The 12,360-nt window shown below is 41.4% G+C and carries 8 protein-coding genes and 1 pseudogene; 6 read left to right on the top strand and 3 right to left on the bottom strand.

What is annotated here, in order from left to right:
• Positions 1 to 119: 119 nt before the first annotated feature.
• Positions 120 to 716 (bottom strand): annotated as a pseudogene (locus NWP25_RS05190) (restriction endonuclease); the annotation flags it as partial.
• A 336-nt stretch (positions 717 to 1,052) separates the two neighbouring features.
• Here NWP25_RS05190 and tnpA point away from each other — a divergent pair.
• The 3 genes from tnpA to nusB all read left to right on the top strand — a co-directional run bounded on the left by tnpA (position 1,053) and on the right by nusB (position 3,298).
• Positions 1,053 to 1,355 carry an IS200/IS605 family transposase gene (tnpA, locus tag NWP25_RS05185; RefSeq protein ID WP_374914869.1) on the top strand — a complete coding sequence of 101 codons (303 nt, stop codon included), beginning with the start codon at positions 1,053 to 1,055 and terminating at the stop codon, positions 1,353 to 1,355.
• A 458-nt stretch (positions 1,356 to 1,813) separates the two neighbouring features.
• Positions 1,814 to 2,548 carry a DUF502 domain-containing protein gene (locus NWP25_RS05180; protein WP_280651321.1) on the top strand — a complete coding sequence of 245 codons (735 nt, stop codon included), beginning with the start codon at positions 1,814 to 1,816 and terminating at the stop codon, positions 2,546 to 2,548.
• A gap of 120 nt (positions 2,549 to 2,668) precedes the next feature.
• The gene (gene nusB, locus NWP25_RS05175) at positions 2,669 to 3,298 is read left to right on the top strand and encodes a transcription antitermination factor NusB (protein WP_280651320.1); all 630 of its coding nucleotides are present in this window, start codon (positions 2,669 to 2,671) and stop codon (positions 3,296 to 3,298) included.
• 26 nt (positions 3,299 to 3,324) lie between these two features.
• On the opposite strand, the gene NWP25_RS05170 is transcribed toward nusB, so the two are convergent.
• Positions 3,325 to 3,453: a hypothetical protein gene (locus NWP25_RS05170; protein WP_280698962.1), complete on the bottom strand. Its 129-nt coding sequence runs from the start codon at positions 3,451 to 3,453 to the stop codon at positions 3,325 to 3,327.
• Between the two features lie 43 nt (positions 3,454 to 3,496).
• Here NWP25_RS05170 and ftsY point away from each other — a divergent pair, with 43 nt between their 5' ends.
• Positions 3,497 to 5,017, top strand: a complete 1,521-nt coding sequence (ftsY, locus tag NWP25_RS05165; RefSeq protein ID WP_280657110.1) for a signal recognition particle-docking protein FtsY — start codon at positions 3,497 to 3,499, stop codon at positions 5,015 to 5,017.
• 670 nt (positions 5,018 to 5,687) lie between these two features.
• Complete coding sequence (locus NWP25_RS05160) at positions 5,688 to 7,079, top strand: PP2C family protein-serine/threonine phosphatase (protein WP_280651317.1); 1,392 nt, start codon at positions 5,688 to 5,690, stop codon at positions 7,077 to 7,079.
• On the opposite strand, the gene NWP25_RS05155 is transcribed toward NWP25_RS05160, so the two are convergent.
• Positions 7,073 to 9,283, bottom strand: a complete 2,211-nt coding sequence (locus tag NWP25_RS05155; protein ID WP_280657108.1) for an HAD-IIB family hydrolase — start codon at positions 9,281 to 9,283, stop codon at positions 7,073 to 7,075. The genes NWP25_RS05160 and NWP25_RS05155 overlap by 7 nt on opposite strands.
• Positions 9,284 to 10,533: 1,250 nt before the next feature.
• Between NWP25_RS05155 and NWP25_RS05150 the strand changes: the two genes are divergently transcribed.
• Positions 10,534 to 12,354, top strand: a complete 1,821-nt coding sequence (locus tag NWP25_RS05150) for an aspartate kinase (RefSeq protein ID WP_280651315.1) — start codon at positions 10,534 to 10,536, stop codon at positions 12,352 to 12,354.
• Positions 12,355 to 12,360 lie beyond the last annotated feature (6 nt).

Raw genomic sequence — 12,360 nt, 5'->3', positions numbered from 1 at the left:
ACGGTCTGAGGATGTCTTTGACAATCTTGGGAAATGAATTTATAATCATTATCAATTATTATATTTTAATACTTCGCCCAGAATTTACCATATTTTGGGCTATTTTTATCACCTCTTTCTTAACATTCAACACTTGTGCTTACAACCATAACATCAAGACCTGTCCAAACTCCATACCTAGAAAAATAATTCTTCCATTCTTCTTCAGAACAAGTATTTTCTGAGATGGGAATCATAATTGCGCGGCAAGGTTCGCCATCTTCTCCTATTTCTTCTGCTACCCAAATAAAATGTTTTTTATGATTTACTAACAATGTGACTGTATTAACTTCATTGACTCCCATATCATTTAGGTTAGGCAATATAATATTATATGTACCCATAAATATCTCTGTTAACTTTTCACCTGACCAAACAATTAATTTAATATCTTTATTATCAAAACCTTTTATAATGCCTTTACTGGTTCCAGCAAGTTCTGAAGTGGAAAGCAAGTAAGCATATTGAAATTTCTTAACTAAAACTTGGCCTAATAATTTGTATACTATTGGAGCATCAATCAAATTTTCTTGAAACTTACATTCTACTAATCCCTTTTCAGAAGTATCTAAATTATCTAAATAAATATCAACTTCCATTCCTTCAAATACAACATTCTTAGTAACATCCCAGCGTTGACGCTGGAATACAGGAGCCATTAAATCCTCAAAAAAATCACCTTTTTGCTTTTTACTTCAGTCTGGCGGGATAAGTATTTTAAAAGGTTTTTTAATATTTAAAGTATTTATCATTTTTAAATCCTCCTTAATTTTGGCAAACAAAGTGATGAATTTATAAACTAACTATACTACTATAGTCATGATGTTTAACTCCAAACATTAGATCAAGTGTATTGTATTTTTAGGCGATCACCGACCCAACCTCAATAGCTTTTTTTGGCTTTGGTTCCATTTAGATTTCTACTCTAATACCAGCACTACTTGTATCACCTCCTAAAGGTAGGTGCCACAGGAAATCATACAATAATTTTTAGTAAAATGCGATAATATAGAATAAAAAAACACCCTGTTTCTTTGATAAACTATCATCTTGTATGGATACCAAAGAGACGCAAGAAGATTTTAGTAGTTGATGTAGAGAAAAGGTTAAGGACTATTATTGGGGAAGTATGGGAAGAAAAAGAATGGAAAATTATAGAAATAGAAATTATGCCAGACCACGTACATTTACCGCTGCCAATGTTAGGACTGAGACTGTTAAAAAATATATTGAAGACCAAAAACATCATGACAATGCCTGATGGACTTCCCCTAAAGAAGATTTGCCCTCGCCTACATCCACCGACTAAAGTATAACAAAGTATCGGAGCATGGCGAAGATACTTTATCTCGGTGGTTTTGTCTCGCTCGATTTTCTTATAATTAAGATATCAGAAACTTGCAACAAAAGTAGAGACACAATTAGGTTTATGCCTAGTCAAGGTGTGTAGGGCATTATTGACCGTGCCTACCGGATTTCACATCTGGGAAACTAGAACAAGAAAGCGGAGGGGAGGTCTAAAGCCACTCGCTGTAGCAACAGTTTAGAATCCCCTCGCCTAAAGGCGAGGGGAGAAGTCAAAACTCTGACAACGAAACTGACATCATCAAAGTCAAATCAGGCATTATCTTGATGAGTAAGTGTCCACATGCACCTGTCTGGGAAAAAACTGTTTTTCTAGCCATCAGCGCGTCAGACACTGAAAATATTGTGGCATTGCTTTAAGGATGAAATCTTAGGACCAATCTGTTGGTAATTTGAAAAGTATGCTGATATGAATACCAATAACAAAAGTTCCAGTAGCCTAAAACAGGAGAATAGGGACTTGGGAATTAATCATCTCAAACAGAACTTAAAGAATGACCTGATTGCTGGTTTGTTGGTAGTAATTCCTTTAGCAACAACTATTTGGCTAACCATTACTATCGCGAATTGGGTAATCAACTTTCTCACCAAAATTCCCAAACAACTCAATCCCTTTGACGGTCTCCATCCTATACTAGTAAATATACTGAATCTAGCTGTAGGACTTGCAGTGCCTCTATTCAGCATCCTGTTAATAGGGTTGATGGCTCGGAATATTGCTGGACGTTGGTTATTGGATTTAGGTGAGCGATTACTGCAAGCAATTCCCTTAGCTGGACAGGTATACAAAACCCTGAAACAGCTGCTAGCAACCCTAATCAAAGATTCTAACAACAAGTTTCGCCGTGTTGTTTTAGTAGAGTATCCCAGAAAAGGAATCTGGTCCATGGCCTTCGTCACAGGCAGCATGAGTCAGGACATTCAAGCTCACATGCCCAGTCCCATGCTCAGTGTTTTTATTCCCAGTACCCCAAATCCCACCACAGGATGGTATGCCATCGTTCCAGAGAATGAAGTCATAAATTTATCTATGCCCATAGAAGATGCCTTTAAAGTATTAATTTCTGGTGGGATCGTCGCTCAGAATACACCTCTACCTCCCCTAGTTTTGTCCCAAGAGCGAAATTTAGAAGCACCACCCTAAAAAACCAAGCTGAAAATCAATCCGGCAAAGTCACCAGTAAACAGATAGTATGATTATCTGACTTGGCCATAACTGCTCGATTACTAAACTCTAATCATCAGTGCTTAGGCACTCACTTCCATGCAAGAACGAAAACCCCAGCAAATTGCTCGTGAATTAGCACTTTTAAGTCTCAGCCAGTTGCCAATTAACCCCAAAAAATTGACAGAAGAACATCTGCCAAAATTAGTGCTAGCCACAGTCCGTACCCTGAGATCAGAAGTGCAAGATACACTAGATAACGCCACAGCAGAACTGCAACGCAGTAATGAGCGTCTCTTAACTAGCCAAACTCGTGCCTCAGACCTCGATACCGCTAGAAATCTCCTCAAAGAAGCTATTGACTACACCCAAACTGCAATCAATCAACTCGGAGCCGCAGTTGAATTTCCAGAATTGATTCAACTAGCCAACCAAGACAAGGAAGTAGGCAGATATGCCATCCAACTTGTCAAAATAGTCAACGAACATCGAGCAATCATTGATGAACAAATTTCCTCTGCCTTAGTAGATTGGCAAGTCACTCGCCTAGCCCAAATAGACCGAGATATTTTGCGAATCGCCGTGGGAGAAATGAGGTTTTTAAATCTGCCAGACAGAGTAGCTATCAACGAAGCTGTGGAACTAGCCAAACGCTATAGTGGAGACGAAGGGCATCGGTTTATTAATGGCGTTTTGCGGCGAGTTACAGAACAAAAAACAGCCGTTTAGTAAATCATCCTGACTTTCTAATTTTTCTAATTGTTGTGAGCAGGAGCCAGTTGTTGACGGAAGTTCCCCCCCTGTTGGGGAAACTGGCTTTGAGAAATGAGGATATGGGGGAGGTTTTCACCCCAGTCAAGAGTTACTGGTTCCATTAAACTCATAACTAATAACTAAAAACTCATCTCACAACTAATACCTATTGCAATGGTTTTTAATTGGTTCCGTCGTCAATATAACGATTCGTCTGATACCCCATCTGAACAACAACAGGAAGAGACCTCTCCAGTCATAGAAACCCAATCCGAGCCAGCGGTAACTTCAACCCCAACGGCGGATTTATTAGCCTTTGCTAAATCTGCCTATAAGAATATCCAGCAAAAACAAGAAGCTTTAGAAGTAGTAACTGCTCCTGAAGCCGCAGATGTTGAAGCACCACCCGAACAACCAGAAACGGAGGTACTTAGGGTCAGTGAAGTCACCCCAACAGCAGCATCAGAGGCAGTAGCAGCAACTGAAGAGCCAGAAAATGCACCCACCGAACCACTAACTACACCAGAACCAACACCAGCAAGTAATTTATCCTTTTTAGAACGGGCTGCGGCAGAAAGACAAGCCAAGCAAGAACGGCTCATAGCCAGGGCTATTGAAGTTCCAGAACCGCAAGGATTACAACCAGTAGCCACCACCTCAGAAACAACGGAAGGGGTGGGCGGATTAGCTTTTGATGAAGGTTTTGTGTGGTCAGCAGAAGTATTAGCTGCCCAAGGTAGGCGACCAGAAGATGTTTCTATTGAGGAAATTACCTGGCTGAAAAAGCTCCGCAAAGGACTAGACAAAACCCGTCGTAACATCCTCAACCAACTCAAAGCAATTGTCGGCCAAGGGCCACTCAATCAAGCAGCTGTGGCAGAAATAGAAGCCGCATTGCTACAAGCTGATGTGGGTGTAGAAGCCACCGATTACATTATCAGTGCCCTACAGAAAAAACTGTTAGCGGAAGCTACCCCGCCAGAAGAAGCCATCGCCTACCTCAAAAAAATCTTGCGGGATATGTTAGAAGCCCCCCTGCAAAAATCCCACAGTCCCAGCTTGGCCCCAGAAAAAGAAACCTTAAATATTTGGTTAATTACTGGAGTAAATGGGGCAGGTAAAACCACCACCATCGGCAAAATATCCCACCTAGCCCAAAAATCCGGTTATAAATGCTTAATTGGTGCAGCAGATACTTTCCGAGCTGCGGCTGTGGAACAGGTGAAAGTTTGGGGCAATCGTAGCGGCGTAGAAGTAATTGCCAATCCGGGAAAGAATACAGACCCCGCAGCCGTGGTATTTGATGCGATCGCTGCTGCCCAAGCACGAGACACTGAATTATTGTTGGTAGATACCGCCGGGCGACTGCAAAACAAGAAAAACTTAATGGACGAACTCGCCAAAATCAGGCGCATTATTGACAAAAAAGCCCCCAATGCCAAAATAGAATCCCTATTGGTTTTAGATGCCACTTTAGGTCAAAATGGATTGCGGCAAGCTGAAATTTTTTCCCAAGCCGCCCAAATCAGTGGCGTAGTATTAACAAAGCTAGATGGTACAGCTAAGGGTGGTGTTGCCCTAGCCGTTGTCCAGCAGCTAGGTTTGCCTATTCGCTTTATTGGTGCTGGCGAAGGTATCGAAGATTTGCGTCCTTTTTCCAGCTACGAGTTTGTCGAAGCTCTATTAAGTGGCTAGTTGCGATTTTTTTAGTTAAGATTTTTTCTGGGTGTGCGTTGGCCTTTTCATCCCTGTCAAAGTAGATGGAAAATTTCCCTTGCTCAGGAATTCCCAAGTCTGATACTCCCAGTCCAGGGGAAAGCCAAGGGCGTAAGTCCTGACCTAGCTTGTGTTTCAGCTAGGATTTCAATTCCCCTGATTTGCTTGCTGTCTTCCTTAAGCTCTATAGTCAGGCGGATTCAGATTGGGAGCTTCCCAACCTAAGGGACTGGTAAACCCGGAGGCTGCTGACTTTTTGAGCACCAAGAGGCAAAACACAAATAACACTCACTTGAGGCTGAACAGTTCCAGGAGAAAATCAGAAACTGGGAAAAATTATTTTGTTGATATGGGATTTTTTTGGGTCTAAAGATGTATGATTTGCTAATTGAGTTATGGAAAAATGAAAGGCTTTATCGGTTATGAGAGAATTTCCTGATTTTTACTTACTGATTTTCGATTGAACATACATCAATATCCAGTGATAGATGTAATAAGCAAATAGAATACTTATCTCCAGCAATGTCTTACGTCTTTTTACTCTTGCTAAAGTAATAAACCTTGTCCCAATATAATTTAGCAATTCCTCAGAAACTTATTTAATTTATAAGTAATCTAAACTCTATCTATATCAAGTGCAATAATACCTTTGCCTGTGTCTCAACCGCCCTCTCAACCCACTGATAGTAATAGTAGTGCCGCAACGGATGTCACCCCAGTCGTGGCACTCAAAGAACTCGTGGCCCGGCTGCACCGAGAACAGAATAAAATCCCAGATTTACTCAGTTCTTTGGGATTTGCTCTGAGAAGCTTCAACAATTTGAACCAGTTTCTAGAGCTGATCCCGCTCATGGCAACAAGAGTAACAGATGCAGATGGTAGTGCTTTGTTCCTGCATAAACCCAACGGTCAAATTAGGTTAGAGCAACTACACTGGCAAGATAGCCGTCAGCGCAAGAACATCCGCAAAGCCCTAGAAACTGCTAGTAGTCAAATTACACTGTTGTGTAATACAGCCCCTTTAGCAACAGCTACCGGGATTTTAGATGACCAAATGCATCGCTACTTGGGTCCAGATGTGCAAATCTTTGGCACGGCAATTCTGGTCAAGCACACAGAACGGGGCTGGCTCTACGTCCTCAGCCGTGACCCTGAATATAGCTGGACAGAAACCAGACAAAAGTTAGTTAGACTGGTGGCAGATCAAACGGCCGTAGCCATTGCCAACGAAGAACTAGCCGTAGAGTTGAGGAAAAAAGAGCGCCTAGATCAAGAACTAGAAATTGGCGCAGAAATTCAACGCCGACTCCTACCCCGTCAATGCCCGATTATTCCTGGTGCAGCTCTGGCTGCACGTTGTAAACCTGCTAATCGTGTTGGTGGAGACTACTATGATTTTATCCCTACCAATGGCAATCAGCTACAGCCCAATAGCAAAACCGCCCAGGAAAACGCGCGCTGGGGTTTGGTAATTGGCGATGTCATGGGTAAGGGTGTTCCAGCTGGACTCATTATGACCATGATGCGGGGAATGCTGCGCGGAGAAGTATTGCATGGTCATTCTCCATGTGTAATTCTGCAAAATTTGAATCGCGTTATGTATGCGGATTTAGAAAATTCCCACCGCTTTGTGACCCTGTTTTACTCAGAATATAATCCGTTAAATCGAGTTTTATCTTATAGTAATGCAGCACACAATCCCCCTCTGTGGTGGCACGCAGCAACCAAAACTATTACCCGCTTGGATACTTTGGGAATGCTAATTGGTTTAGATGCCAATAGCCAATACGAAGATGCCCAGGTACAGTTAGAACCGGGGGATACAGTAATTTATTATACAGATGGTTTAACGGACGCTGCTGCTGCTAGCGGCGATCGCTTCGACGAAGAAAATTTCATTGCAGCTTTTAATACAGCTTGCAGGTATTGTAATGGGCCACAAGAAATTGTGGATTATCTGTTTGACCAAGTTTTGCAATTTATCGGTGCTGAAAAGCAAAACACCGATGATATGACATTAGTTGTCCTTAAAATTCAATAGACTGCCATCATTTCCGGTTCTGTCTGACACAGATTACCAAAAAAGTCGTAGCGGTCTAATGCTTCTAAAATTCCCCAAGCATAATGTCCTTGGGCAAAGTAAATTTGCGGGTAGCCATGCAACTTTTCTAGTTCCGCGCTGTAGTTACCCACAACCACAGCTAGCGTGTTCCCAGACAGCATTGATTCATCATTACCAGATGCACCTGCTACTAAGAATCGTTTAATCGGTAGTCCCCACTTCAAGGCACAATAACGAATGGCATCACCTTTAGAGGCGCGAATAGGTAACAAGTCAAGATACATATTATGGCTGTAAATTCCTTTGACATGGAGCCTACACCGTCGCAGATGACGCATAATTTCCTTAAAACTTAAGGATGTAGCTTCATCAACAAAGTAACTGAGTTTAAACTTACCTTGAGCTTCCTCCGGCTGTAAAATCACTCCGGGTATTTCTGCCATTGCTTCACGAACAGCCTCACCATTCCAATGGTAGCTAATGTGTCTTTGCCAGTTCGTATCTGGGACTACCTGTGGGCCATAATAAATTTCACTGCCTGTTGATACAATCAGCAAGTCTGGTCTGGGGAAATTCCACTCTTCTAACATCTCTAAAGAACTTTTGAGGTTGCGCCCAGTGGCAATTCCCACCCCAGTGGAGTGCCCTTCGTTACGCAGTCGGTCAATAAGTTTGTGTAAAGCTTCTTGGTCGCCTAACAGAGTGTTATCAATTTCGCAGACCAGAAAACGATCTGCCGTTGGTAAGCGGTTCTGGTCAGGAATGTTTGAATCAGGATCATATAGCTGAGTTGCTAAAGCTTTGGGTAGGGGACTCAGCAGGGATTGGACTGGTCGTTGTGGTAACTTCTGTATCTGTTCAATATAACGTTCTACGTGACTATGCCAAGAGAAATTGGCTCGAACTCTATCTAATCCATTTTTAGACCAAGTTTTCCATTGTTCTGTATCTGTGAGCGCTATTCGCAAGGCATCCTGGATTTGTTTAATATCTAAAGGGTCAATTAACATTCCATTTTCGCAAACCGCCAGGATATCTCGCGGCCCACCATCTGAGGTAGCGATAATTGGCACACCGCAGGCTGTAGCTTCAATTAACGTCAGACCAAATGGCTCAGTTAAAGCCGGATTGATAAATACTCCCCTTGTTTTTGCTAATAATCGATATAGTTCTGGTACTTCATCGGATAAGTGATGTTTGGGATAGGCGACGTATCCGTAAAGGTCATAGCGGTCGATTAACTGGAAAATTTCTGTAAATACCTGACGTGGTCCTGATTCCATTGTGGTGATGTCATCTCGATTCCCTAAAATCAGGACTAAATTCGCTAAGTGACGCAGCTGTGGGTCTTCGCCATAGGCCTTGACAAGAGTAGCGACATTTTTCCGAACAGCTGGGCGGGAAAGCGCCATAATCATAGGCTTTTCAGGATTTCTGAGAAATATTTTTAAATCCTCATAAATAGGTGGTTCCTGCCAATTTTCTGGAGCCGGGTAAAACTCTTTGAGCGCTACCCCAGGAGGAATTACAACCATTCTATTTGGTTGATAGTGGTCGTAAATCCCGTACTGCTGGGTCACCTCTTGATGGGTACTAGCGATGACTAATGCTGCACTCGCCAAAGTCGTTTCTTCTGCTTCAATTCTTGTACTAATGTGATAAGTGCTTTCAATGGTTTCCCTTTTAGTTCCCTGCTCTAAAAGTCGTTGTTGTTTCACACGTCCGAGGGAATGACCAGTATGCACAAGTGGTACACCTAACCAACCAGCAACCCGACAACCCACATATCCAGCATCGGCGTAATGACTGTGAATTAGATGAGGTAATCTTCCCACTTGGCGTAAGTGCTTGAGTAACTCATCTGCGAAATTATCTAAATGTGGCCAAAGAACTTCTTTGCGAAGATAACGACGTGGCCCACAATTAACACGAATAATTTGAGCTTTATGATTGAGAATTTCTAAAGGTTGAGCATAATCGGAACTAACTTTTGGATCATTGACTAAACGAGTTACCAGATCTACCCGTTCTACTTGTGGATTTGCCGCTAAGGCTTGAGCGAGTTCTAAAACATATTTAATCTGTCCACCCGTGTCAGCATCTCGCCCTAATTCTAAACTTTTACCACGAATTAAGCCGTGAACACTTACTAGTAGAATGTACAACCCAGGGCTATTTGACATTTTGCATTCCTCAATTTCACTGTATTACAGCCCAGGAACAGCTTCTAACACACATGGCTGTTCACCGCTACGGATTAGTAAAAAAATTATGCTTGATATTTGAATATTATAAAACAAATGTGTCAATTTTTGATATTTCTTCCAGGGAAACCGTTGATGATAGCTATGTTAAAGACATAATTGTAGGTAAAAAAAGCACTGGTTAAAGTGTGAGTTTAAAATTAAATTTATCTCGATAAAAGGCAGATATTGATATTAAATAACTATGAATTATTAGAGTTTTGTCTGCCCTGAAGTAATAAAAAACAATAGACAAATTATATTTCTAACAACATCAGGTAAATTTAGGGGAAAATATAAATTTAACAAGGGCTTAATTTCTTAATGTATTAATATTATCTAAATCACATATACCGTAGTAACATATAGTATTATCAGCGCATTTTCAGTCCCTAGCTGGTAAGAACTGTTTAAAAATTTTGTGAGACTTGTATCATCTAAAACAACATATACCCAAAATTTGATATCCTTAATTTCTCTTGTATTTTCACGATGTTAGCCAAAGTAATATCAAAGTTTATTCTGAAATAATGGAACTATTGACCATTAGATGTGAAACCACAAGTAATACACTTGCATGATGTTCACAAAAATGATAAACTATATCATTAATTTGATTAACATTTGCTATTTTTATATGTATTCTCTAATTGTAATCTGCAATTTACCGGGCAAAGAGTTATTTTAATGGTGAGATTAATTAGCAGTTTGAATTAGTTTACAACCGAATTAGTGCAGTAATAAGACCAATTAAATTATTCATTTACTTATTAAGTATCTAATATTAAGATGATAAACACAAGGAATAATCAACAAAAATGTTGGTGATTTTTTGATATTATCCAGAAAATCCATGACTAAATATTTTTACTTAAGTTATCTAAAACTAAATATACAAAAAATTAAATTTTACTGATTTTTTTGCTGTTATCAGTTTCTGTGGTGGGTTTTGTAGTCAATGCTCCCCTAGGGAGGAGTATACTATCTCTTATCTTCCCTACTACCAGCAAACTTACTGAGATTTCCTGAAATTAGATACAGCAAGCAAAACATCAACAACAAAACCTCAATATAGGTTTTTTGTCTCGGATGGTTCTGATAAGTTAGTAAAATAAACACCTGAAAATAGATTCCAGGCTTCCCCAAATTGACATTGATGAAAGTAGGCAGCATAGATTTAAGATAGACTTATGGCGCTCATAGTTCAAAAATACGGTGGTACATCTGTTGGTACAGTAGAACGTATTCAAGCTGTTGCACAGCGTGTTTACAAAACTGTTAATGCGGGAAATTCCGTAATCGTAGTGGTTTCAGCCATGGGAAAAACCACTGATGGACTCGTAAAAATAGCTAAGGAAATTTCTCGAAATCCTAACTGCCGGGAAATGGATATGCTTCTTTCCACTGGGGAGCAAGTTACCATTGCTTTAGTCAGTATGGCCTTGCAAGAAATCGGACAGCCAGCAATTTCCATGACTGGCGCTCAAGTAGGTATTTTGACAGAAGCTGAACACACCCGCGCTCGGATTTTACATATTGAAACAGAACGGCTGAATCATCATATTTCTCAAGGTAAAGTCGTTGTAGTGGCTGGATTTCAAGGCATATCTAGCATCAGAGATATGGAAATTACTACTTTGGGGCGTGGGGGTTCCGATACTTCAGCAGTGGCTATAGCAGCGGCAACAGGAGCAAATTTTTGTGAAATTTATACAGATGTCCCAGGGATTTTGACTACAGATCCCCGCTTAGTTGCTGAAGCCAAGTTAATGGACGAAATTACCTGCAATGAAATGCTGGAACTGGCAAGTCTGGGGGCAAAAGTGTTACATCCCCGCGCCGTGGAAATTGCCCGTAATTATGGCGTTCCTCTAGTAGTAAGGTCAAGTTGGACTAATGAACCTGGTACTTGGGTTACATCACCCAAACCCCAAGGGCGATCCCTTGTCAACTTAGAAATTGCCCGTCCTGTAGATAATGTAGAATTTGACACAGACCAAGCCAAGGTGGCATTGTTACGTGTACCCGATAAACCAGGGGTGGCAGCTAGATTATTTGGGGAAATATCCCGACAAAGTGTGGACGTAGATTTGATTATTCAGTCAATACACGAAGCTAATAGTAACGATATTGCCTTTACTGTCACAACGCCCATATTAAAGCGCGCCGAAGCAGTAGCCTCTGCCATTGCCCCAGCATTGAGGAATCAATCTCAGCCCAACAGTGATGAAGCTGAAGTGATTGTAGAAGAAAATATTGCCAAGGTCAGCATCGCTGGGGCAGGAATGATTGGCCGTCCCGGGGTAGCAGCCAAAATGTTCGCCACCTTAGCTGAAGCCGAAGTGAACATCCAGATGATTTCCACCAGTGAAGTCAAAGTTAGTTGTGTAGTAGATGCAGCAGAATGCGATCGCGCCGTGGTGGCACTTCGTAAGGCTTTTGAAATTGAAGAAGACGAAGGACAAAAGGACAAAGGACAAATTGTTCCCTCATCTTCCCCCACTCCCCCTGTCCGTGGTGTCGCTTTAGATATAAACCAAGCACGACTGGCAATTCGTCAAGTCCCAGATCGACCGGGGATGGCGGCAAAATTGTTTGGACTATTAGCACGGCACAACATCAGTGTTGACATGATTATTCAATCACAGCGCTGCCGAGTAGTTGATGGTATTCCTAAACGAGATATAGCCTTTACAGTGTCGCGGATAGATGGGGAAACTACACAGCAAATGCTGACTCAAGTGGCGGGAGAATTGGGATGGGGTGAAGTTGTCTTAGATAATGCGATCGCTAAGGTAAGTATTGTGGGTGCGGGGATGGTTGGACAACCGGGGATTGCGGCTAGAATGTTTGAGGCTTTAGCCCAGCACCAAATCAATATTCAAATGATCGCTACCTCAGAAATCAAAATTAGTTGTGTTGTCGCACAAGAACAAGGTGTACAAGCTTTGCAAGTTATTCACGCCGCCTTTGGGTTAGCTGGTAGCGAAAAATTCGTCATGCCAGCTTAATTAGCC

The organism is Umezakia ovalisporum Ak1311, assembly GCF_029891685.1.
Classification (GTDB): domain Bacteria; phylum Cyanobacteriota; class Cyanobacteriia; order Cyanobacteriales; family Nostocaceae; genus Umezakia; species Umezakia ovalisporum.
This window is presented reverse-complemented; position numbering and strand designations above follow the sequence as displayed.